Genomic DNA, 23,486 nt, shown 5'->3' on the forward strand with positions numbered 1-23,486 from the left:
ACCCGTTCAGCGCGGCCGCAGCACGTAGGCCGTGTAGGAGTAGTCGGCGCCGAACCGCTCGCGTACGCCGATCTCGGCACCCACCTGCGCCAGCACTCCCTCCGCCACACCAGCAGCGCGCAACTCGTCGATACGGGCGGCGAGTGGGCCGTAATAGGCCGCCCAGTCGCTGTCGGGGAGCACGTAGGTGGCCTGCACGGTCCACCCCGCCTGCTGGGCGGCGGCGACGTTGTCGGCCGTGGTGCGCATCGTCGGGTAGCCCTCGTCCCAGAAGTCACGCGCCCCCGGTTCCGGCTCGGGGGTGAGCCACTCGGCCTCGGTGAGCACCAGGACGCCGCCGGGCGCCAGCAACGGACGCCATGTGGCCAACGCAGCGTCGAAGCCGATGACGTACGCCGATCCCTCCGCCCAGAGCAGGTCGACCGTCCCCGGCTCCACCGGCAGGGCATCCATCGACGCCTCGAGCACGCTCACCCGATCGGACACTCCGGCCGCCACGGCGTTCTCGACCAGCACGTCGAGGAAGGGGCGGTGCAGGTCCACCGCCGTGACGACGCCACCGGAGAGTCGCGCCAGCGGGATGCTGGCAGGCCCGGTGCCGCAGCCGACGTCGAGGACGCGCGGTCGCTCGGCGAGCGGAGCGGCAAGTCGCAACAGCAGCTCCAGTGTCTCCTCCGAGCCAGGCGCCTCCCGGGGAAGACCGTCGTGCGCCTGCCAGAAGAGATCAACAAGTTCCTTGTCCATACCGCGATCGTGGCAGTTCCGCGCCCCGTCGGCACCAGGTTTTCGCCCTGCAGCTCACTCCGCCCGGGCGAGCTCCTCTCGCACCCGGCGGACGGCCTCCTCAGCGGTGTCGAGGTCGGCCTCCAGTTCGGGATCGACCTCCGCGGCAGCAGCAACGTCCTTGTGCAGGCGCGCCAACAGCTCTTCGCGCGAGAGACCGCGCAGGGTGAGGAGCACGAACGGATCAGCGTCGACGAGCCACGCGATCTGGCTGAGCACCGCCACCGCGTGCGGACACGGCGCGACCCAGTGGTCGCAGTTGCACTGGGCGTCGAGTTCACTGCCGTAGGGAAGCAGCTCGACGCCGGCCTCCTCCGCGTGCTCGACCAGTGTGTGCGGCAGTTCACCGGCCACGAGGGCGGCGATGCGACCGGATTCGGCAGCCACCACCTCCACGAGCGCGGAGATGCCAGCCGCGTCGAGCGTGGGGACCCGCACGCTGGTGGTCCAGGCGTCATCACCCTCGACGACGGCGGCGAACGCAGTCCCCGAGTCGACGGCGATCCCGCCGACCGCACCGTCACGAGCCAACCGGCGTCCGTGCTTGAGGTCGCGGTCGGCGTAGGCCGCCTCCTCGACGGCGCGCACCCAGGCTCGCCCCCACCAGCTCGAGGCCTTCGCCCCGCCGCGACGCGGCGCGAAGCGAGGATGGGTGACGGCACTCAAGGCGCCACCCCCTGGTTGCCGTCGTCGCCGTAGCGGCGCGCATCGTCGCGGCGCAGCTGCACGAGGTCCATCAGCTCGGAGTCGGAGAGCTCCGTCAGAGCGACTTCACCGCGGCCCAGCACCGAGTCGGCGAGCGATCGCTTGCGCGTGAGCAGCTCGGCGATGCGTTCCTCGACCGTGCCCTGGGTGATCATCCGGTGCACCTGCACCGGCTTGGTCTGACCGATCCGGTAGGCACGGTCGGTGGCCTGGTCCTCGACAGCGGGGTTCCACCAACGGTCGAAGTGGACGACGTGGTCGGCCCGGGTCAGGTTGAGACCGGTGCCGCCGGCCTTCAGCGAGAGCAGGAAGACCGGCACCTCGCCCGACTGGAAGTGCGCCACCATGCGCTCACGTTCGGGAACTGGCGTGCCGCCGTGGAGCAGCTGCACCGGCACCCCCAGGGCCGTCAGGTGCCGCTCCAGCAGCCGCGCCATCGCGACGTACTGCGTGAAGACGAGCATCGCTCCGTCCTCACGCACCACCGTGTCGATGAGTTCGTCGAGCAGTTCCACCTTCTCGGAGCGTCCCCGCATCCGCGGGTCGGCCTGCTTGAGGTAGTGCGCCGGGTGGTTGCAGATCTGCTTCAGCCCGGTGAGCAGGGCGAGGACGAGTCCGCGGCGAGCCTCCTCGTCTGCCTGCTCGATGCGTTCCATCGAGGTGCGCACCAGCGTCTCGTAGAGCACCACCTGCTCGCGCCCCAACGACAGCAGGTGGTCGGTCTCGGTCTTGGGTGGCAGCTCGGGCGCGATGCCGGGATCGCTCTTGCGACGGCGCAGCAGGAAAGGCTGCACCAGGTCGGCGAAGCGTCGATTGAGCGCCGGGTCCACACCGGCCTCGATCGGCGCCGCCCACACCTTGCGGAATGCCTGGCGGCTGCCGAGCAGCCCAGGGGTGGCCCAGTCGAGGATGGCCCAGAGCTCGGTCAGGTTGTTCTCCACCGGGGTGCCCGTCAGCGCGACCCGGGCCCGGCTCGGGACCTTGCGCAGGGCCCGCGCGGTGCCGGACTGGGCGTTCTTCACGTGCTGTGCCTCGTCGGCGACCACCAGGTCCCACGACACCTGCGCCAGCGTCTCGGTGTCATTGCGCATCGTCTGGTAGGTCGTGAGCACGAAGCCTCCGGCCAGACCCTCCAAGGAACGGCCCGGGCCGTGGAACCGCCGCGTTTCCACCCCGGGCGCGAAGCGGCGTACCTCCGCCTCCCAGTTGCCCAGCAAACTGGCCGGGCAGACCACGAGTGTCGGCCCTCCGGTGGCCCGCTCCTGGCGGTGCAGGTGCAGCGCGATCAACGTGATCGTCTTGCCCAGGCCCATGTCGTCGGCAAGGCATGCCCCCAGCCCCATGCCGGTGAGCTCGGCCAGCCAGGTCATGCCATGGCGCTGGTAGTCCCGCAACTCGGCCTGCAGTCCGACGGGCACCGGCAACGGCTCGCTGGCCGCCGCGCCACGCAATCGTTCGCGCACCTTCTCGAGGCTCGCTCCGACGATCACCTCGGCCTCGGTGTCGTCGACCTGGACGACACCGGTCAAGGTGGCCGCCAGCGCCTGGCTCGGCTTGACGGTGCGGATCATCCGCTTGCGCGCTCGCTTCAAGGTGGCGGAGTCGACCACGACCCACTGGTCGCGCAGCTTCACCAGGGGCGCCGCCGCCTCGGCGAGCGCGTCCATCTCCGCGTCGGTGAGGACGTCGCCGTGCAGGGCCAGCTGCCAGTTGAAGGAGAAGAGCGAATCCGGTCCGAAGAGCCCTTCCTCGAGCAGGTCCTCCTTGCCGGGACGGAGCACCGCCCGCGACGTCACGTCACGGTTGAGCGACCGCGGCCAGTGCACGTCGATGCCCCGCTCGGTGAGCGCCGTGACTCCGTTGTCGAGGAAGTCGAGGATCTCGTCGGTGTCGAGGGTGATCCGGTCGGGCACCCGCAACTCGGCGAAGCGCTCCAACGGCGGCCAGGCCGTGGCCGCCTCCCGCAACGCGACACCGGTGTGCACCTGGGCCCGCTCGCCGAAGCCGTGCACGGCACTCCCGTCGGTGAAGAGGACGGCCGCGTCTGCCACGTGCAGCGGATTGTGGGCATCGTGCACCTGCAGCACCAGCGTCACGGCGCCCGCCAGCAACTCCTCCTCCGGCGCCTCGACCCGCAGCGCGATCCGCACCAGGTGGGGAGGTCGGCCGAGGTGGCACCCCGGTCGAGTCGGGCCTGGAGTCGGCTCGAGAAGTCGGCCCGCGCCCTCGCTCGCCGGTCGGTACGCGCGGTCGCCTCCTCCGGACCGGCTTCGAGGCGGGTCGCGCGTTGGGCACCGCATCGACCACGGCATCGATGACCGAACGCACCAGCGCCTCGGCCTCCGCGGTCGGCACCTCGCCCGCCCGGGCGGCGGCGAGCGACCGCACTCGGTCGTCGTCTCGCGCCGTGAACACGGGTTCCCAGGATGTCATCGCCCGGGGAGAGCGCTCCGGCAGCCACGACCTGCATCGCCAGCAGGGCCGCGCCCCCAAGCAGCTGCACGCTCTCGTGGGCGGTCTCGTCGGCGCGGGCGCGACTCAGCACCGGCAGGGCGGCACGCATCGCCAGCCGCACCGTGCGGCCCGCGCCGGTGAACTCCACCTCGCTGAGGCGGGGCGGCGACTGGGGGTGGAACGTGGCCGGGCCGAGGACGGGGACGAAGCTCAAGCGGTGCCTTTCGACTGACAGGGATGCAGGCAGACCTGACGCTAACGGCTGACGCCGACAAAACGTTCCCTCACGAGTTGCGCGCGACCGGCGTGCACCCGCCCTCTACGCTGGCGCCATGAGCATCCTCGAGCAGCCCATCGCCCGCCTCGACGGCACGTCGAGCACCCTCGCCGATCTCACCGGCGGCCGGCCCGCCCTGCTGGTCAACGTCGCCTCCAAGTGCGGCCTGACGCCGCAGTACGCCGGTCTCGAGCAACTCCAGGAGGAGTACGGCGGCGACAACTTCACCGTCGTCGGCATCCCGTGCAACCAGTTCATGGGCCAGGAACCCGGCACACCTGCGGAGATCGCCGAGTTCTGCTCCGCGACCTATGGCGTCACCTTCCCGATGACCGAGAAGATCGAGGTCAACGGCGACAACCGCCACCCCATCTATGCCGAGCTCGTCAAGACGCCCAACGAGTCCAGTGAGGCCGGCGACGTGCAGTGGAACTTCGAGAAGTTCCTGGTGGCGGCCGACGGGACGCCGATCGCCCGGTTCTCCCCGAAGGTCGAGCCGGGCGACGAGCGCATCGTGTCGGCGATCCGGGCCCTCACCGACTGATCAGCTGGGATCCACCGGGGTCCGCGGACCGTTTCGCAGCAGCCCCAACGCGGATGCGAGGGCCACGCCGAGGGCGGCCACCCCGAGCACGAGCGCGACGGCGATCCAGATCGACGGGTGCTCGGCTCCGACCAGGAAGGCGATCAGCGGGACCTGGAGTGGTGCCAGCACCAGGCCGAGCACCCGATAGCCCTCATGACCACCTCGGGCGTGGAGGGTGAGCCAGAAGAGGATCAGGACGACGCCGCAGATCAGCATCACCCAGTAGTCATTGGTGAAGACGTCGTCGGGAGCCACCTCCTCCTCGTCGCCCAAGCCGGAGAAGGCCATCGTCAAGAAGCCGAAGACACCCAGCAGCGCGGCGGTCACCAGGTTGATCGCGACCGCGAAAGCGCCCATCAGCACGCCTGCGAAGTCGCCGGAGGGCAGGAACCGGCGACCGAGCAGGGTGACCAGCACGGTCAGCACCAGCAGCGCCGTCGCGAGGATCATGCCGCCGTTGTCGGACATCGCGTTGCTGTCGTCCTCCAGGTCGAAGACGTCGCCGAGCCCCTCTGCCCACAGCATCAGCAGGCCGAGCAGGCCGCTGGTGACGAAGGCCGGGCGGGGCACGACCAGGTGGCCCACGACGCTGATCAGCACGATCAGGCCGCCGACGACGTAGACCACGTTGTCGGCGTCGTCCATGCCGACTCCGACCATCACGCCGACCGCGAGTGCGGCCGCAGCACCCGGCCAACTCATCAACGTCGCGCGGCGCTCGGGATCGCCGACCAGGCGCCACGGCAGCAGCGCCCCGAGCAGCAGCGCCACCGTGGCGACGATGCCGAAGAGGTAGACGCTCCAGTCGAGATCGCCCGAGTCGTCGGCGCGCGACCACAGTGCCGAGATGCTGACGGCGGTCAGCAGGGCGGTGACGGCGAAGGCGACGATCGCCGCGTCGGGTGGGGTGCGGCGTACGCCGGCGTGGGTCTGCATGGACGAACTGTAGAACTGTTCGCCGACACCATCCGGGAACCCGGTCCCACCGTGAGTCCCATCCAGCAGAGGTGACGCACCCCACGCGGAAACCGGGTCGCTTCCCTTCTCCCCACTCCGTACTCTCGTATGGTGTCTACACCCATTCAAGAAGATTCCGGCGAACTCCGGCCGACCCCGGGCGCCGATGACAGACTCGATCGCTCCGTCCTGATCGTGGCCGGCGTGGTCGTGCTCGGCTCAATCATGTCGATCCTCGACATCACCGTCGTCTCCGTCGCGCTTCGGACGTTCCAGAACGAGTTCGACGCCACGACGGCGCAGGTCGCCTGGACCATGACCGGCTACACGCTGGCCCTCGCCTCGGTCATCCCCCTCACGGGTTGGGCTGCCGACCGTTACGGCACCAAGCGTCTCTACCTGCTGGCCATCGTGCTCTTCGCAGCGGGCTCCGCACTCTGCGCAGCAGCGACGTCGCTGGAGATGCTGGTCGCCTTCCGAGTGCTCCAGGGTCTCGGAGGCGGCATGCTCATGCCGCTCGGCATGACGATCCTGACCCGCGCCGCCGGTCCCGAGCGCATCGGTCGCGTGATGGCCGTGCTCGGCATCCCCATGCTGCTCGGCCCGATCTGTGGCCCCATCCTGGGTGGCTGGCTGATCGACATCGCCTCGTGGCACTGGATCTTCCTGATCAACGTCCCGCTCGGCGTCGTCGCCCTCGTCTACGCCGCCAAGGTGCTCCCCAAGGACCACGTGGAGCCGAGTGAGACCTTCGACTGGGTCGGCATGCTCCTGCTCTCGCCCGGTCTGGCGGCCTTCCTGTACGGCGTCTCCACCGTGCCCGAAACCGGCACGGTGTGGGATGCAGAGGTCCTCTGGCCCGCGATCATCGGCCTGGTGCTGATCGCACTCTTCGTGCCGTGGGCACTCGCCAGGCGCAACAAGCACCCCTTGGTGGACCTGCGCCTGTTCCGCAACCCGATGCTGACCTTCGCCGTCATCGGCATGTCCCTCTTCGCCCTCGCCTTCTTCGGCGCCAGCCTGCTGTTCCCGATGTACTTCCAGGGTCTCCACGGGGAGACCCCGCTCAAGTCGGGCCTGCTGCTCGCCCCGCAGGGCATCGGTGCCATGGTGACGATGCCGCTTGCCGGCGTGCTCGCGGACAAGATCGGTCCCGGCAAGGTGGCGCTGCCCGGCGTCATGGTGATCGTCTTCGGCATGGGCATGTTCGCCGCTGCGGACGACGGCACCGGCTACTTCTACCTGCTCACCGCCCTCTTCATCATGGGTCTGGGCATGGGGGCCACGATGATGCCCATCATGAGCGCAGCCCTGCGCACGCTCAAGGAACACGAGATCGCGCGTGGTTCGACCTTGATGAACATCATCCAGCAGGTCGCTGCCTCAGCCGGTACGGCGCTCTTCTCGGTGCTCTTCACCAACGCGGTCAAGGACAACCCGCTCGACCTCGCCGGCAACTTCTCGTCGGTCTTCTGGGTCGGCGCCGTCCTCACCGCCTGCGTGCTGGTCCCGATCCTGTTCCTGGCCAGGATCAAGCCGGCGCCCAGCGAGGAACCGAAGCAGCCTGCGCTCATGCACTGATGCACCACCTGCCGGCCCGCCGGCGTTGACACCCACGAACCCTCCCGTCGCACGTGCGACGGGAGGGTTCGTCGTCTCCCACTGCTTCTCACCAATCGTTCATGCACTGTGCAACGTCTCGTCCACTCGGTGCGGTCGGCACCACCCCGGGGCGTCACCTCCCGGTCATCCGGGCTCGGTTGGGTCAGTTGCGGTAAGCACACGACCCCCGAACAGGAGCACCCGTGAGACGCCGTACCCCCTCGGCACGTGGGCAACAGCAGGCCTTGCCGCTGCCGCCGTCGCCGGCTCATTGCTGGCCCCCATCACCAGCGCCCACGCCGCTGCCGCGGCGCCACTTCCCGTGGCCGACATCCTCGGCATCGACTTCCGTGACGGCACCGCCCTCGACCACGCCCGGGACATCGAGCCGACGCTCTTCTCCGACCCCGAGCTCGTCTCGGTGATCGAGAAGGGTCGCGACGCACTCGCCTTCGACGGCGACGACGCCGCGCTCTACGACATGCGCGAGCAGTTCGCCGCGATGTCCGGCGGCTTCTCCTTCGAGTGCAGCTTCCGCTACGACGGCACCAATCTCGGCGGCAGCGAGCAGTCCATCTGCGGCGCCAAGGAGGCCGGGGGCCTGGCCACCACGGTCAGCAACAACCAGATCAACTTCATGGCCCACATCGGCGGCGGCTACAAGAACGTGCGGGTCCCGATCTCCGCGGCCACGTGGTACCACACCGTGGCGGTGTGGGACGGCGCGGTGATCAAGCTCTACGTCAACGGTGAGCTCGCGGGCCAGACCGCCGCGACCGGCGCCTTCCAGGCACCCTCCGCCGGCGCCCGCAACCTCGTCCTGGGCGGCGACGCCCAGCCGGGCGAGAACGTCGGCTTCTTCGCCGCTGCCACCGTCGACACCGCACGGGTCTACTCCTCGGCGATCAGTGCCGAGGAGGTCGCCCTTCTGCACGCGGCAGCCACCGATGCACCTGTCGCACCCACTGCAGACATCCTCGACGTCGACTACCGCGACGGCACCGCCACCGACCAGGCCCAGGGGCTGCCGGTCACCGAGTGGGGCGACCCGGTGATCCGCGACGACGCTCCGTTGGGCCGCCAGGTCGGCGAGTTCGACGGCAGCTCCGCCTTCCTCTACCCGATCGGTGAGCAGTATCCCGCGCTCTCCGACGGCTTCGCCGTCGAGTGCGTCTTCAAGTACAACGACGACCTGCCGGCGAGCGGCGAGGAGCGGGGCAACCTCTGCGGCGCCAAGGAGGCAGGCGGCTTCTCGGTCACGCTCTACGGCAACAAGCTCTCCTTCAACCCCCACATCGGGGGCTACAAGAACCTCCAGGCCGAGGTCGAAAGCGACCGCTGGTACCACGTGGTGGGCAGCTGGGACGGACAGAAGGCCCAGCTGTGGCTCGACGGCGTCCTCGTCAAGGAGGTCGACGCACCCGGCAGCCTCACCGTGCCACCCAACGCGACCGCCCACAACCTGGTGATCGGCGGCGACGCCAGCACCAACAACCGCGCACAGTTCATGGCTCCCGCCACGATCGCGGTCACCCGGCTCTTCTCCGAGCCGCTGGACCGTCAGCAGGTCGCGGCGCTGCGGCACGACGTGCTCGCCGACGGCCTGACCACCGCCCCGGTCGCGATCACTGGTTCCACGCCGGCCGCGGACGAGCGGATCACCAGGGCCACCACCTTGGTGGTCGACACCAATCTGCCCGGTGCGGTCGGCCGCAAGGTCGAGTATCGCCTCGACGGCTCCATCGTGCGTCCCGGTGACCGGATCGGCCCCGGCCTCGCCGCCGGCGAACACACGCTGACGATGAAGGGCTCCGACGTGTTCGGCCGCCCGATCAACGACGGCTTCACCTTCCGTTCCGCCAACATCCCGACGGGTGGCGGCACGGAGACGGGCCAGGGCAACGGCACCACCACGCTCTCCTCGGTCGCGACCAACCCCAGCGGCAAGGACGTGACCACCACGTTCGTGGAGGCCGACGTCAAGGTGGCCGACAGCGGCTTCCAGGGCACCGTCGAGGAACTGCCCACGACGCGCGAGTTCGACTACGCCGACGGTGAGGACCTCACCGACCCGCTGCGCCCGGGCGACGACCAGCTCGTCACCAGCCCCGCTGCTGCCGGCATCAGCTTCCAGCGCCACGACGTCGCGGTCACGAGCGCCGACGGCCAGCGCATCGTCTGGAACGGTGAGGTCGACCCGACCCGGAGCGTCACGCTGCGGGTGTGGAACGGCGCCAAGTGGGAGGCACTCGACACCGCTCGCGGCCAGGCCGAGGGATCGGTCGTGCTCGAGGCCAACGTCGCCGAACGGCACCACCACGGCGACGTCATCGCGGTGATGGTCACCGGCGAGGACCCGTTCGCCGACGACATCCCCAACGAGGTCAAGGACTCCTTCGAGAACCCGGACGACTACGACTTCGCCCTCGCCCACCTCACCGACACGCAATATCTCGCGGAGGGTGGCGACGAGCCGGCCACCGAAGCGGAGCGGAAGGTGTGGAAGCAGGCCTACACCGACATGACCCAGTGGATCGTCGACAACGCCGACGAGCGCAAGATCGCCTTCACCGCACACACCGGCGACATCATGGAGAACTGGCACAACCTGACCGACAACCGCGAGAAGGCGATGCGCGAGTTCGAGGTCGCCTCGGCCGCGCAGAAGATCATCGATGACGCCGGCCTCGTGCAGACCGTGCTCCCGGGCAACCACGACAACCAGTACGGCGCCGACGCCGGTCCCGACGCGCTCTACAACGACTACTTCGGCCCGGAACGCTACGAGGCCGTCTCCCAGCACCAGAAGTGGACCGACGCCCAGGCCGAGTACCACCCCTGGAAGCCGGGCGACAACATCAACAACTACGTGCTGTTCAGCGCGGGCGGCCTGGACTTCGTGGTCGTGAGCCTCGGCTTCGACGTGACCGCCGAGGAGCAGGCGTGGGCCAACGACATCCTGGCCCAGTACGCCGACCGCAACGCGATCGTGCTCACGCACGCCTACGTCACCCCGAGCTCCAACCCCGACGGTCGTGGCGGTGGTCTCTCGTGGGACGGCTCGCGAGTGCGTGACGGGGTCGTGAAGCAGAATCCCAACGTCTTCCTGGTGCTGTCGGGCCACGAGCACGGCGTCAACATCGAGGTGCGCAAGGACCTCGGCCAGAAGGGCAACAACGTCGTCGAGCTGCTGGCCGACTACCAGTTCTACAAGGTGAGCGCCGAGGAGCTCGGCCTGACCGGGATCGGCGGCCACAACGCCAACAGCCTGCTGCAGTTCGGCTCGTCCTTCTTCCGGCTGCTGCAGTTCGACGTCGACCGCGCCGAGATGAGCGTCGACACCTACTCGCCGTTCCTCGAGAACTTCGGGGCGACGGAGTACGACGACCGCAACCGCTACAACGGCACCGAGGACGACTTCAAGCTGCCGATCCAGTTGCAGACCCGCAAGACCAGCTTCAGCACCGATGCCCTCGTCGTACTCGACCCGAGTGAGCGCGTGATCGGTACCGACACCGCCCGCTCCGGATGGCCGACCAGCGTCACCTGGGACGGTCTCGAGGACGGCCGGACCTACGCATGGCAGGCCGTCAGCGCCGACACCGAGAGCGGTGAGGATCTCCCCGGCCAGACCACCCAGTTGGCCATGTTCACCGCTACCGAGGACGGGATCGCCGACTCCGTCGTACCGGTGATCACCCTCCCCGCCGACGACACCGTCGCCTTCGGTGCCGAGTTCGACCCGCTGGCAGGGGTCTCGGTCGAGGACAACCGGGACGGCGACATCACCGACCGCATCGCGGTCCACGGCGAGGTGGACACCACCGAGCCGGGCACCCAGCGCCTCGTCTACATCGTGTCCGACGGCGCCGGCAACCAGGCCATCGCCACCCGGGCGGTCACGGTGGCGCCCGCTGCGGCACCGGTCAACACGGCGGTGCCGAGGATCAACAGGTCGGCTGCGGTCGGTTCACCGCTCACCGCCAGCATCGGCGAGTGGGACGACGCCGAGCACGCCGAGTTCGCGGTGCAGTGGCTGCGCAACGGCGCCCCGATCGAGGGGCCACGGGCGGCGACTACCGGACCACGTCGCAGGACGCCGGGATGAAGCTCACCGTCCGCGTCTCGGCGAAGGTCGCTGGCCGCGACGCCGTCCGGGTGACCTCGGCCGCGCATGCGGTCGGCAAGGTCAAGCCGGCCGCCAAGCTCAACCTCAAGAAGAAGATCAAGAAGGGCAAGCGGGCCACCGCGACCGCGACGTTCTCGGCACCGGGCCTCACCCCGAACGGCACCGCCGTGGTCAAGGTGGGCAAGAAGACCGTGGCCGCCGTCAAGGTCAACGCCGCAGGCAAGGTCAAGCTGAAGCTGCCGAAGCTCAAGGTCGGCAAGCACAAGGTGACCGTCACCCTGCTCGCCGGAGACGCGTTCAAGAAGGTCTCCGTGAAGAAGGCAATCAAGGTCCGCCGCTGACCAAGGCCGACCGCGGCGCATGGGCACGAGCAGTCCGCTCGTGCCCATGCGTCATTTGTGCGCTCAGGCCTGCACGGCCAGCACCAGCGGGGCCACCGAGCTCGCGCCGGCGGCGATCAGCTCCTGCCCCACCAGGGTGAGGGTCCAGCCCGTCACGAGCTGGTCGTCGACGACGAGGAGCCGCGGCGCGGTCAGCTCCGAGAAGCCCGGGGCCAGGTCGAGCCGTCCGCGCCTCACGACAGCGGCGACTCGCTGGGCCGAGTTCATGGCCCCCTTGTCTGGTTGCACTGCCGGGTCGGCGATCGACCAGCGCGCCACGATCGGCACTCCGAGGTGGCGCGCCACGCCCTCGACGAGCGAGCGGGTCAACACTGGACGCCGTGCCGACTCGACATAGGCCAGGGCATCGACCTGCGGCGCCCAGTCGTGCAGGACATCGACGACCGCCTGGCCCAAGGAGGCCGGCACCGACTCGTCGCGCACCTCTCCCGAGGCACCGGCGCGGAAGAGCTCGCGCAACGCCTGACCGTGACCGAGGTCGGTGAGCCGCGCCACGGCGCGACCTTCCCCGGCGGGCGTGGAGATCCGGCCCTTGAGCTCGAGACCCATCCGGTCGAGTCCGGTCGGCCACATCTTCCGGGGCTCGACGACCACACCCGGTCGGCTGAGCACCTCCCGCGCGTCGGTGAGAGCGGTCCGTGAGACCTCGGCCGACAACGAGAGTCCACCACAGTTGTCACACCGTCCGCACGGTGCCGCATCGGGGTCATCGAGCTGTCGGCGCAGGTAGGCCATCCGGCACTCGGTGGTGTCGAGATAGTCGAGCATCGCCTGCTGCTCGCGCTTGCGCGCCTCCTCGACCCGGGCATAGCGCTCGGTGTCGTGCACCCACTCCCGGCCGGTGGCGATCCAGCCACCGGAGACCCGCTGCGCGGCGCCGTCGACGTCGAGCACCTTGAGCATCGTCTCGAGTCGGTTGCGCGTGAGCTCGACCTGGGTCTCGAGTGCCGGCGTACTCATCGGGCGGTCGCTGGCCCCCAGCACCTCCAGGGTCTCGCGCACGAGCTGCTCGGGTGGGAACGCCAGCGAGGCGAAGTAGGCCCAGATGTCGCGGTCCTCGGTGGCCGGCAGCAGCACCACGGTGGCCTCGTCGGTGCCGCGTCCGGCACGACCGACCTGCTGGTAGTAGGAGACCGGGCTGGCCGGCGCCCCGAGGTTGATGACGAAGCCCAGGGTGGCGTCGAAGCCCATGCCCAGTGCGGACGTGGCGATCAACGCCTTGACCTCGCCGGCGGCCAGCGCCTGCTCGAGTCGGTGGCGCTCCTCGGCGTCGGTCTGCCCCGAATAGGCCGCGACGTCGTGCCCGGCCCCGCGCAGGTGGTCGGCCACCTCCTGGGTGGCGGCGACGGTGAGGCAGTAGACGATGCCCGAGCCCTTGAGCTCCCCGAGATGGTCGGCCAACCAACCCAATCGCTGCTCCGCCGTACGCAGCTTGACCACCCCGAGCTGCAGCGACTCACGATCGAGGGAGCCGCGCAGCACCAGCACCTCGGCGTCGCGGTCCGATGCGAGCTGCTCGGCGACGTCGTGGGTGACACGTTCGTTGGCGGTGGCGGTGGTGGCCAGCACCGGGATGCCGTCGCGAAGCTCACCGAGCAAGGTGCGGATCCGGCGGTAGTCGGGCCGGAAGTCGTGCCCCCAGTCGGAGATGCAATGGGCCTCGTCCACCACCAGCAGACCGGTGGTGGCGGCCAGCCGCGGCAGCACCTCATCGCGAAAGCCCGGGTTGTTGAGCCGCTCCGGGCTCACCAGCAGGACGTCGACACTCCCGTCGGCGATCTGGCTGTGGATCTGCTCCCAGGCGTCGAGATTGGTGGAGTTGATCGTGACGGCACGGATGCCGGCACGCTCGGCGGCCGCGATCTGGTTGCGCATCAGCGCCAGCAACGGCGAGATGATCACCGTGGGGCCCGAGCCACGGGCCCGGAGCAGGGCAGTGGCGACGAAGTAGACAGCCGACTTTCCCCACCCGGTGCGCTGCACCACGAGCGCGCGGCGCCGATCGACCGCCAGCGCCTCGATCGCCGTCCACTGGTCGTCACGCAGCGTCGCATCGTCACGTCCGACCAGGGCTCGTAGGTGGGCCTCGGCCTCTTCGCGTACCAGCTCTTCTGCCATGACCCGTGTCTATCAGCAAACCCCGACGCAACCGGATGCCGGCAGAGTAGGTTGTCGCGGATGCCGGGAAGCAGAACGCCCGGCCACGTCCTGAAGGATCCGCCTTGACCCATCGTCGCAGCCGACTGCTGACCAGTGTCGGCACCGCCGGCATTCTCTGTGCCGCGCTCGTCCCTCTCGTGAGCAGCGCCACTGCCGCTCCCGGTGACTCCCCGCAGTGCCCGACCGCCTTCGACGCCACCGCCCTGACTCCCGGCCTCGAGGCCACCGGGCTGACCACGGCCGGTTACTACCGAGGTGGTCCGACGCCCGCCTCCAACACGGCCCCCGAGGAGTTCCAGGGAACCTACGTCGGCACCCTCGAGGACGCGGCCGGCGACCTCTTCCTCTTCGACCTCTCCGGGTCCCGCATCACCAAGGCCGACGGCACCATCGACGCCGGCATCTGGGCCGGCATCTCCGGCTCCCCGCTCCATGCTGCCGACGGCAGCCTGATCGGCTCGGTCTCCTACGCCTTCACCCAGATCGCCGGATCCACCATCGCCGGCGTCACCCCCGCCGCAGACCTCTACGACCTGCTCGACGAGACCGGCAGCGCCCCGGCAGCACGGGTCCAGCTCGACAAGGCCGACCGCACCATGCTCCGCAGGGCCGGCGCCGTCGACGAGGCCGGCTCCCGGGGCCTGAACCGCCTCACTGCACCCACCGTGGTCAGCGGCGTCAACGGAGTGCCGGCCAAGGTGGTCAAGGCGATCGCCAAGAAGTCCGGGGTCACGGCACCGCAGATCACCAGCGGGGCGGGCACGCAGGACCAGGAGATCCCCGTCGTGGCGGGCGGCAACGTAGCCGTGGCGAACGCCTACGGTTCGCTCGCCCTCTACTCCGTCGGCACCGCCGCCGCGGTCTGCGACGACGTCGTGATCGGCTACGGCCACGCGAACAACTGGTATCCCACCGGTGCCACGATCCACGGCGCCTCGACTGCGACGATCATCGCCGACGGCGCCTACTCCTACAAGATGGCCAACCTCGGCGCCCCCGTCGGAACCCTGCTGCACGACCGACTCAACGGCATCACCGGTCGTCTCGGCGCGTCGCTCCCCCACAGCACCACGGTGAACGTGACCACGACGGGCCCCAAGGGACGTGCCACCGAGACCGTCGTCGCGGAGCCGTCCATGCTGCCGTTCGTCATCGGCAACCAGGTCTATCGCGACGCCGCCCTCACCCTCGACGAGGACGCCCACGGTTCCGGCACGATCACCTGGGACATCACCTACGAGCGCGCCAACGGCTCCACGAAGACGTTCACCCGATCTGACGCCTACGCCAGCGACTACAGCATCGCCAACGAGATGCCCAGTGGCGTGGCGGGCGACGTCGCCAGCATCCTCGACAACGGCTTCGAGGACGTCACCATCACGGGCGTCAGCGTGCGCCAGGACGTCGGCCGCACCTACCGGGCCTACCGCCTCGGCAAGACAGAGCTCAAGGTCGGTGGCACGTGGAAGACGATGAGGGACTACGGGCGGATCACGGTGAAGCCCGGGAAGAAGGTCAAGGTCCGCATGCAGCTGAAGCGCGACGGTCGCCTCGCCGACGTCGCCCCGAAGACGCGGACCTTCACCTTCAAGGTGCCCAAGAGGGCCATCGGCGGCGGCATGCTCTCCGTGAGCGGCAACGGCACGTCGTTCTGGGACGACGAGTTCTTCTTCTACGACGAGGACGAGCTCTTCATGGACGAAGGCGGCAGCGGTCAGCCGACGAGCTTCGACGGGCTGCTGAAGTCCCTCAGCGCCGCACCGCGCCAGGACACGCTCACCGCGTCACTCACCCTCGTCAACGCCAAGGGCAAGCAGGTCACCTCCACCCAGACGTGGAGGACCGGTGCCGTCACCTTCGGTGACAAGGCGGCCCTGGTGAAGATCCAGCAGGTCAAGAAGAAGAACAAGAAGAAGAAGTAGCGCGAACCATCAGTCAGTGCGGCTCGATCTGGATCCCCAGGGCCGCACACGCCTGATCGTGGAGCAGGACGACCTCGCGGCGGATCTCGGGCCGCTCGGTGATCGGGCCGCTCGGCCAGGCAATCCGCAGGTCGCGCTCACCGGCGGGCTCGGTGACACGCCAGAAGCTGGCGTCGCCATCGAGCCCGCTCATGGTCGCGGCCGTGGCGTCGGGAGCGCCGAACGCCTGCACGATCCGCAGGTTGTCGTCGGTGTGGTCGTCGTTCATGTGGGCCAGGACGGCCGAGATCACGCCGTCGGAGAACTCAGTCATGGGGCGATGATCGCAGGTGCGCCGGGAGTCGAACTCAACGGCGCACCGATGACGCGGCGAGCGCCCGGACCCGGGCCAGCCAGATCGGTGCGCGGATCCGCTGGCAGAGCGCTTCGGCACCCAGCAGGTGCTTCTCGAAGTCGGCGGACCGCCCGGTGGCGAGCGCGGTCTGTGCGAGGGCAAGATCGACGGGGCCAGCGTCGATCGTGCCGTTGTGCGCCATGAGGCCGGAGTAGGGGGCCAACATTCGGTAGAGCAGGTCCGACGCATCCGTGTGGTGCAGCGCGGTCGCCGTACCGCTGAGGAAGACCATGGCGTGCAACCACAGCATGTCGACGGGAAGCCGCTCGAAGCCGCGGTCCCACAGCTCCCCGAGGATCGCGGCAGCCTCCTCGTGCCGGCCACACTCGGCGAGTGCATAGGCATGGGCGCAGCGCCATGCAGGAATCCCGTCGGCCTGCGTGGCCGCCTGGTCCTCGATGGCATCGATGATCTCGTGCAACCGGCCCTGCAGCAGCCGGATCGAGTAGAGCTGACCGGCAAACCAGGTGAGGGCATCCGGTTGCTCCCACCTGAGCCCGAGCTCCCCCGCCTCTCCCGCGAGCTGTTCGGAACGGGCGAGGTCGCCGCGAGTCCCGACCGTCATCGCCTGCCATCCCTTGGCCAGCCAGAGTCTGGGAGGAAGGTCCAGTGCCTCACCCAGCTCCAACGACTCCGCCAGCGCACGGTCAGCCACCTCGAAGTCGCCGCTCGTCATCGAGGCCTGCGCGAGCCCGATCATGCCGGTCAGCCGCAGTCCCGGATCGGCGCGACGAGTGGCGAGGTCGAGGATTCTCCGGCACGTCGCGACACACTCCCTTGGGTCTTGGAACGTCGCATAGGCCACTGCGTAGTGATCGGCCAACGTCCGAGCCAGCAGGTAGTCGTCGCCCAGCTCCTCCGCCAGGGCCACCGCCTCCTCGACACGGGCAAAGACCCGATGTCGCTGGGTCTCGTCACGGACGTTCTCCAGGCTCCAACTCGCCAGCAGCTGGATCCGGGTCCTGGAGTCCCCCGCCTCGGCGGTCGCCAGGGCCGACTCGATGAACGCGACGCGCTCGCGATCGATCGCGGCCGTGCTCGACCACCAGCCGCGGCTGTTGGCGACCACGGCGTCGGTGAGGCGTCGTACGTCGCCGTTCTCGGTGGCCAGCCGTGCGGCGTCCAGCAGCGTCGACCGGTACGACGGGTCTCCGGCTTGCGAGGCCGTGACGCCCAAGATCGTGAGGAGATCACACCGCAGCGACCACAGGGCATCGCGGGGAAGCAACTCGAGGGCACGCCGATAGTGCGCCAGGGCGACCGACAGTGCCTGCCGCTGTGCGGCATCGTCCCCGGAAAGCATCAGGTAGTGAACCGCACGCTCCGATGAGCCGGTCGATGCCCCCGAGGCGAAGTGGTGCGCCAGGTCGGCGTGATGGGCAGCAAGGTCGCCGGCGTACGCCTGTTCGGTTGCCTCCGCCACCTCACGGTGGATCGCGGCTCGCCGCATCGGCGCGATGGTCTCGTAGATGACACTGCGGACCAGCTCGTGCGCGAACGCGTGACGCAGACGAGTGCCTCCGGCTGCCTCGATCAGTCGTGCGTAGGTCGCCGCCGCAAGGAACTCATCGAGCTCGTGCTCGGTGACAGCGCAGGTGATGCGCAGGACGAGTGGGTCGAACTCGGTGCCGATCACCGCCGCACGGGAGAGGATCGCACGGAAGCTGTCCGGGAATGCGGCGAGCCGGGTCTCGATCACCTCCCGAACTCCGGTGGGGACGAGCTCGGCCGCCGGGTCGCCGAGCTGGAAGGTTCTCCTCCCGGCCAGATGTCGCGCGAGCTCGATGACGAACAGCGGATTGCCGGCCGAAATCGTCGCGACCCACGTGGCCAGCTGCTCAGACGGCACCGGGGCGCTCCCCAGCTCCGCTGCCAGGAGCACCGAGACGTCGTCATCGTCGAGCCCCGTCAGCGGCAGGTGATGGACGCCGTCGGACTGCCGCAGGAACAGGGCGAGCAGGTCACTCGTTCCGTCGCCCGCGGCGAACTCCCGGTCCCGCACGGTGACGACCAGCAGCGCCCGGGCTGCCTGTGGACGGCGGAGCAGGTGCCGCAGCAGGAGCAGGGTCTGTCGGTCGGCCCAGTGCAGGTCATCGATGAAGATCACGACTGGCGTCACGCTCGAGGCCGCCTGCAGCCAGCTGCTGGCGGCCACGAAGGTTCGGTGCAGATCCGTACCGGGGTCGGCGGCCGGAGCTTCCGCCGCAGGTGCCAGACGCTCGCGCAGCTCCGGCAGCAACCGCACCAGCGCATCGGCGCCCTCCCCGAGCCGGCGCACCAGATCGGGGCCTTGCAAGCCTGCGACATTGCTCCGCAAGACTTCCATGAAGGGCTGGTACGGCGCTGCGGTCGCGGGTTCGCAGTGGCCCATGAGGACCTCGATCCCTCGCGCGCGGAGCCGATCCGTGAACTCCCGGGCCAGCCTGGTCTTCCCGATCCCCGGATCACCACTGATCGTCACCAGCCGGATCCCGCGCTCAGCCCCTGCCCATGCCTCCTCCAGCACTCGGAGTTCCCGCTCGCGCCCGGCGAGTGTGATCGCACTGTCTGCTCGAGACGGCGGCACCGCGGGTCGCGCCCCGGCGTCGTACGGCGCGACGGCCGTGCCTCGGAGCATCTCCTCGTGCACATCGCTCAACAGCTGTCCCGGGCCGGTCCCGAGCTCTGCTGCAAGGACCTGGCCGGCGCGCGCGTGGGTCTCGAGAGCTTCCCCCAGGCGACCTTCGAGATGCAAGGCCCGCATCAGTTGCGCCCAGTAGTCCTCACGCAGCGGAAAGCGCGTCACCAGTTCCTGGAGGTCGGAGACGAGCGTCCCGCCACCACCACGGGTCCGGAGCTCGGCCTCGGCGTGATCCACCCGGGCGCCGTGCCACGCCTCGTCCAGCTTGGCGGCCACGGGCACCAACGGGCCCACGTCCCGCAGGTCGGCGAAGACCGGCCCGCGCCAGAGGGCGAGAGCTGCCGCCAACGGTTCGACCGCCTCGCCCGGCCTACCGGAGTCGAGAAGCTCACGCCCGCGACCCCTCAGCTGCTGGAAGCGCGCCGCGTCCAGGTGCACCGATCCAGCAGCGAGGTGATACCCGGTCGCGCTGAGGAAGATCTCCGTCCGGAGCACGACCCGCAGCCGCGAGACGTGCGCCTGGAGGGCGTGGTCGGGGTCCCTCGGCGGCGCCTCACCCCACAATGCCTCCACCAGCGCGGCGCGCGACACCGGCCTCCCCTCGCCCAGGGCCAGCATGACCAGGAGGATGCGCTGCTTGCGTCCCGTGATCGCGATCGGAGTGCCGTCGCCGTCGCGGAACTCGGACCCGCCGAGCACCAAGACCTGCACCAAGATCGACGACCGCCCCTCTACCCGGTGAATCCGTGACGCTAGCCCAGTTCTCCGGGGCTTGTGAGTGGTTTGTGAGGAATGGGTGAGCGACTCGTGCTCGGCTGGCCGCTCCCATCCATCTCGGCCTCCGGGCCATCGGACAGACAGGACCGACATGACGACGGATTCTCGAAGGTCACGCAGGATCACTCCCTCGCTCATCATCTCGCTGCTCGCACTCTTCGTGGCGCTCTCCAGCAGTGCCACGGCAGCTGTCATCACCGGCAAGAACATCAAGAAGAACGCCGTCGCCAGCAAACACATCAAGAAGAACGCGGTGAAGGCGAAGCACCTCGCCCCCGGGATCAAGAAGAAGCTCAACACGGCAGGGCCTGCCGGGCCCAAGGGGGAGGCAGGCGCTCAGGGACCGCAGGGGGACGCTGGCGCTCAAGGACCGCAGGGGGCCGCTGGCGCGCCGGGGTCGGCCGGGGCGCCGGGCGTGAGTGGCTACGAGATCGTCCGGACGATGGTCGCGGTGAGCCCCGAGAGCAACGGCAAGGCCCTCGCCGTCTGCCCCGGGTCCAAGCGAGTGCTGGGCGGCGGTGGCCACTGGCAGTACGGCACCGCTCCCAATGTCAGCGCGCTCAACAGCACCTGGGTCACGATCACCAACTCCGGCCCCCGACAGGCCGTCTGGATCCCCGTCGGCTCTGGCGGTTCCTGGAGCGAGGTCGCTCCCAGCGGCAACAACGGAAACTCCTGGTTGGTCGCCGGCAGGAACTCCGAGGACTCCGACACCTACCAGATCACGGCTTGGGCGATCTGCGCCAACGTCAGCTGACGCAGCACCGCTCCATGATCAGTGGCCGCCTCGTGCTGTGCAGGAGACGGCCACTGATCAGGCTTCACCAGATCCGGACGCGATCCTCGGGGTCGAGCCAGAGTCCGTCGCCCCGGCTGGTGCCGAAGGCGTGGTGGAACTCATCGAGGTTGCGCACGATGTTGGCGCGGAACTCCGGGGGTGAGTGCGGGTCGATGGTCAGGTACTGCTGCTCCTGCTCCTTGCGGCGCTTGGTGCGCCAGCAGTAGGCCCAGTTCATGAAGAGTCGCTGCGACTCCTCAGGCGAAGGTTCGCGGCCGAGGAAGATCCGGTAGGCGGTGTGGCCGATGGTCAGGCCGCCCAGGTCACCGATGTTCTCGCCGACCGTGAGTGAGCCGTTGACGAACTCACCCGGCAGCGCGCGTGGCGAGAAGGCGTCGTACTGCTCGATGAGTGCCTTCGACTTGAGCTCGAAGGCGGCCTTGTCGTCCGCAGTCCACCAGTCGTTGAGGGTGCCGGTGCCGTCGTACTGGGCGCCTTGGTCGTCGAAGCCGTGGCCGATCTCGTGGCCGATGACCGCACCGATGCCGCCGTAGTTCTCGGCCGGGTCGGCGTCCGGCGAGAAGAAGGGCTTCTGCAGGATGCCAGCTGGGAAGCAGATCTCGTTGGTACCGGGGTTGTAGTAGGCGTTGACGGTCTGCGGCAGCATGAACCATTCGTCGCGGTCGACCGGCGAGCCGATCTTGGCGAGCTGACGGTCGGTCTCGAAGGCCGACGTCGCGGCGACGTTGCCGACCAGGTCGTCCGAGCTGACCCGGAGCGCCGAGTAGTCGCGGAACTTCTCCGGGTAGCCGATCTTCGGCCGGAAGGTCTCGAGCTTCTCGTAGGCCCGCTGCTTGGTCTCTTCCGTCATCCACTCGAGCGCCTCGATGGACTGGCGGTAGGCGGCCAGCAGGTTGGCGACCAACTCATCCATCAGCTCCTTGGAGCGAGGAGGGAAGTGGCGGGCCACGTATTCAGCGCCGACGGCCTCGCCGACGGCACCCTCGACGAACGCGACCGCACGCTTCCAGCGGGCTCGCAGCTCCGGCGTACCGTTGAGGGTGCGGCCGTAGAAGTCGAAGTTGGTCTGCACGAACTCGTCGTGGAGGTACGGCGCGGCGGAGCGCAGCACCCGGCTGACCAACCAGTCACGCCACTGCTCGATCGAGGTCTCAGCGAGCACCTCCGAGAGGTGCTTCAAGTAGGACGGCTGCCGTACGCACGATTCAGCGATCGTGGCGTCATCTCCGCCGAGGTTGCGTACGTAGGCGTGCCAGTCGAACGCCGGGGCCAGCTCCTCGAGTGCGGTGCGGGTCAGCAGGTTGTAGGTCTTCTGCACGTCACGGGTCTCGGCACGCTCCCAGTGACCTTGGGCGATCCTGGTGTCGAGGTCGAGCACGCTCTTGGCAGCTCCGGCCGGGTCACCGTGACCGCCCAGCACGAAGAGCTTGGTGAGGTAGTCGACGTACTTCTCGCGAACCTCGGCAAACTTTTCGTCGCGGTAATAGGACTCGTCGGGCAGGCCCAGGCCACCTTGGGTGATGTGGAAGAGGTAGCGGTCGGACTTGCGGTCATCCGTGTCGACGTAGGAGCCGAAGAGCCCCACCCCACCCATCCGCTCGAACTCACCGAGGAACGCCGCCAGATCGCGGATGTCTCGCAGCGCGGCAACAGCCTCAAGGAGCGGGCGCACTGGCGCGATGCCACGACGGTCGATGGTCTCGGTGTCCATGAAGGAGGCGTGCAGGGCAGCGATGCGGGCGCGGTCGGTGCCCGGCTCGCCGGGGTCAGCCGCAATGTCCGCAATGATGTCGCGGACCTGCTCCTCGGCGACGTCGGCCAGCTGGACGAAGGGTCCCCAACTGGAACGGTCGCTGGGGATCTCGGTCTCGTCGAGCCAACGACCGTTGACGTGACCGAACAGGTCGTCCTGAGGCCGGATTTCGTGGTTCATGCCCGAGCGGGCGTCGTCGAGGATGCTCACCCGGAAGACCTTAGCCCGGCACGCCGAGTTGTGCTGGGAGTCGGGCAGACACCGTCGGCGCTGACACCTCGGCCTCCTCAGGTGGTGGGTGGTCGGCTGGTGTAGCGCTGTCCGGCGGGGGTGCTGGTGTCGACCCGATGGGTGCCGTCGTCCTCGGTGACCGCATGCTGATGCCAGCCGGGAGCCTGTTTGGCATGGTTGCAGGCCTCGCAGAGTCCTTGGAGGTTCTCGACGGTGGTGCCGCCCCCGTCTTCAACGGGCTCGATGTGATCGAAATGTCTGGCCGGGGCGTCGCAGTAACGGGTACGGCAGGTTTGGTCGCGCAGGGTGATGAAGTCACCGAGCCCGACCGGCACCTGGCGACTGCCAGAGTCCATCGCGACCAACTGGCCGCTGGTCGGATGGGCGTAGAGCCGCCGGATCCACCCCACCGTTCCCACACCCGTGCCTCCTCCAGCACCGACGCCGCTGCTCGTGCTGCCGCTTGTGGGCGACGCGGCAGCTCGGGCTGCTTGATGTGCCAGGCGGCGAGCCAACTCGGCAGGCAGCTCGAAGGAACCAATGCCGCGTTCGACGATCTTCACCGTCTCCTCACCGAAACCGGCGTCAGCGCCGGTGCCGGTGCCGAAGAGGGCGTGGTGGTTCATGATCAGGTTGATACGCACCGGTACCCGATCGGCGTGTTCTTGTCCGGTGAGCCGGCAGATCGCGGCATCGGCCATCAACTGGCCCCGGCTCCGCCCTGCCCCCTGCACGGTGCCGCGGACGGCATCAGCACTGTTCTTCAGCGCCGCATAAGCCGCGACTCCTTGTTCGACCGGCACCGTGATCGTCACCCGCGACATCGCATCCGGTGCCGGGGTCACCGTCACCCGACGATCCGCGGCTGCCCTCGCCCGACGGCGGACCACCGAGGCAGGGTCCAGTCGGGCAGCATGCTTGGCGGCCTCGCATCGG

Annotated in this window: 16 protein-coding genes; 7 read left to right on the top strand and 9 right to left on the bottom strand. The window is 69.0% G+C overall.

Going from position 1 to position 23,486, the window contains the following annotated elements:
- Window positions 1–6: 6 nt before the first annotated feature.
- Genes L1066_RS01660 through L1066_RS01670 form a run of 3 tightly spaced genes read right to left on the bottom strand, consistent with a single transcriptional unit; the run spans window position 7 to window position 3,638 of the window.
- The gene (locus tag L1066_RS01660) at window positions 7–744 is read right to left on the bottom strand and encodes an SAM-dependent methyltransferase (RefSeq protein ID WP_235734625.1); all 738 of its coding nucleotides are present in this window, start codon (window positions 742–744) and stop codon (window positions 7–9) included.
- Window positions 745–798: 54 nt separating this feature from the next.
- On the bottom strand, window positions 799–1,449 hold the full coding sequence (locus tag L1066_RS01665; protein ID WP_235734626.1) for an SWIM zinc finger family protein: 651 nt from the start codon (window positions 1,447–1,449) through the stop codon (window positions 799–801).
- Window positions 1,446–3,638, bottom strand: coding sequence for a DEAD/DEAH box helicase (locus tag L1066_RS01670; protein WP_235734627.1), 2,193 nt, complete (start codon window positions 3,636–3,638; stop codon window positions 1,446–1,448). Before L1066_RS01670 ends, L1066_RS01665 begins: the two co-directional genes overlap by 4 nt.
- Window positions 3,639–3,802: 164 nt before the next feature.
- Here L1066_RS01670 and L1066_RS01675 point away from each other — a divergent pair, with 164 nt between their 5' ends.
- Window positions 3,803–4,174: a hypothetical protein gene (locus L1066_RS01675; RefSeq protein ID WP_235734628.1), complete on the top strand. Its 372-nt coding sequence runs from the start codon at window positions 3,803–3,805 to the stop codon at window positions 4,172–4,174.
- Window positions 4,175–4,274: 100 nt separating this feature from the next.
- Window positions 4,275–4,763: a glutathione peroxidase gene (locus L1066_RS01680; protein WP_235734629.1), complete on the top strand. Its 489-nt coding sequence runs from the start codon at window positions 4,275–4,277 to the stop codon at window positions 4,761–4,763.
- Here L1066_RS01680 and L1066_RS01685 read toward each other — a convergent pair whose 3' ends face one another.
- Window positions 4,764–5,741, bottom strand: a complete 978-nt coding sequence (locus L1066_RS01685; protein WP_235734630.1) for a hypothetical protein — start codon at window positions 5,739–5,741, stop codon at window positions 4,764–4,766.
- A gap of 132 nt (window positions 5,742–5,873) precedes the next feature.
- Between L1066_RS01685 and L1066_RS01690 the strand changes: the two genes are divergently transcribed.
- The 3 genes from L1066_RS01690 (at window position 5,874) to L1066_RS01700 (ending at window position 11,834) form a co-directional block, all read left to right on the top strand.
- Window positions 5,874–7,343, top strand: a complete 1,470-nt coding sequence (locus L1066_RS01690) for a DHA2 family efflux MFS transporter permease subunit (RefSeq protein ID WP_235734631.1) — start codon at window positions 5,874–5,876, stop codon at window positions 7,341–7,343.
- Window positions 7,344–7,635: 292 nt separating this feature from the next.
- Complete coding sequence (locus L1066_RS01695; protein WP_235734632.1) at window positions 7,636–11,472, top strand: LamG-like jellyroll fold domain-containing protein; 3,837 nt, start codon at window positions 7,636–7,638, stop codon at window positions 11,470–11,472.
- On the top strand, window positions 11,469–11,834 hold the full coding sequence (locus tag L1066_RS01700) for an Ig-like domain repeat protein (protein WP_235734633.1): 366 nt from the start codon (window positions 11,469–11,471) through the stop codon (window positions 11,832–11,834). The genes L1066_RS01695 and L1066_RS01700 overlap by 4 nt, the downstream gene beginning before the upstream one ends.
- Before the next feature lie 63 nt (window positions 11,835–11,897).
- On the opposite strand, the gene L1066_RS01705 is transcribed toward L1066_RS01700, so the two are convergent.
- A complete protein-coding gene (locus L1066_RS01705) occupies window positions 11,898–14,012 on the bottom strand; it encodes a RecQ family ATP-dependent DNA helicase (RefSeq protein ID WP_235734634.1) in 2,115 nt (704 codons plus the stop codon).
- 104 nt (window positions 14,013–14,116) lie between these two features.
- On the opposite strand from L1066_RS01705, the gene L1066_RS01710 reads away from it, so the two are divergent.
- Entirely contained in the window at window positions 14,117–15,976 is a 1,860-nt protein-coding gene (locus L1066_RS01710) for a hypothetical protein (RefSeq protein ID WP_235734635.1), read from the top strand.
- A gap of 13 nt (window positions 15,977–15,989) precedes the next feature.
- Here L1066_RS01710 and L1066_RS01715 read toward each other — a convergent pair whose 3' ends face one another.
- Both L1066_RS01715 and L1066_RS01720 read right to left on the bottom strand, forming a co-directional pair.
- The gene (locus tag L1066_RS01715) at window positions 15,990–16,289 is read right to left on the bottom strand and encodes a DUF2470 domain-containing protein (RefSeq protein ID WP_235734636.1); all 300 of its coding nucleotides are present in this window, start codon (window positions 16,287–16,289) and stop codon (window positions 15,990–15,992) included.
- Window positions 16,290–16,323: 34 nt separating this feature from the next.
- Window positions 16,324–19,701, bottom strand: coding sequence for an ATP-binding protein (locus L1066_RS01720; RefSeq protein WP_235734640.1), 3,378 nt, complete (start codon window positions 19,699–19,701; stop codon window positions 16,324–16,326).
- Window positions 19,702–19,858: 157 nt separating this feature from the next.
- Between L1066_RS01720 and L1066_RS01725 the strand changes: the two genes are divergently transcribed.
- Entirely contained in the window at window positions 19,859–20,524 is a 666-nt protein-coding gene (locus tag L1066_RS01725; RefSeq protein ID WP_235734637.1) for a collagen-like protein, read from the top strand.
- Between the two features lie 64 nt (window positions 20,525–20,588).
- Here the strand turns inward: L1066_RS01725 and L1066_RS01730 are convergent, their stop codons facing one another.
- Window positions 20,589–22,529: a M13 family metallopeptidase gene (locus L1066_RS01730; protein WP_312006745.1), complete on the bottom strand. Its 1,941-nt coding sequence runs from the start codon at window positions 22,527–22,529 to the stop codon at window positions 20,589–20,591.
- Window positions 22,530–22,606: 77 nt separating this feature from the next.
- Window positions 22,607–23,486: HNH endonuclease (locus tag L1066_RS01735; RefSeq protein WP_235734638.1), on the bottom strand; the 880-nt coding region annotated here is incomplete at its 5' end.

This window comes from Nocardioides alcanivorans, assembly GCF_021555175.1.
GTDB lineage: Bacteria > Actinomycetota > Actinomycetes > Propionibacteriales > Nocardioidaceae > Nocardioides > Nocardioides alcanivorans.

Coding starts and splice junctions, on each gene's coding strand:
- L1066_RS01705 (WP_235734634.1), bottom strand. CDS start 14,012: ATGGCAGAAGAGCTGGTACGCGAAGAGGCCGAGGCCCACCTACGAGCC.
- L1066_RS01715 (WP_235734636.1), bottom strand. CDS start 16,289: ATGACTGAGTTCTCCGACGGCGTGATCTCGGCCGTCCTGGCCCACATG.
- L1066_RS01685 (WP_235734630.1), bottom strand. CDS start 5,741: ATGCAGACCCACGCCGGCGTACGCCGCACCCCACCCGACGCGGCGATC.
- L1066_RS01675 (WP_235734628.1), top strand. CDS start 3,803: ATGACCGAACGCACCAGCGCCTCGGCCTCCGCGGTCGGCACCTCGCCC.
- L1066_RS01700 (WP_235734633.1), top strand. CDS start 11,469: ATGAAGCTCACCGTCCGCGTCTCGGCGAAGGTCGCTGGCCGCGACGCC.
- L1066_RS01660 (WP_235734625.1), bottom strand. CDS start 744: ATGGACAAGGAACTTGTTGATCTCTTCTGGCAGGCGCACGACGGTCTT.
- L1066_RS01725 (WP_235734637.1), top strand. CDS start 19,859: ATGACGACGGATTCTCGAAGGTCACGCAGGATCACTCCCTCGCTCATC.
- L1066_RS01680 (WP_235734629.1), top strand. CDS start 4,275: ATGAGCATCCTCGAGCAGCCCATCGCCCGCCTCGACGGCACGTCGAGC.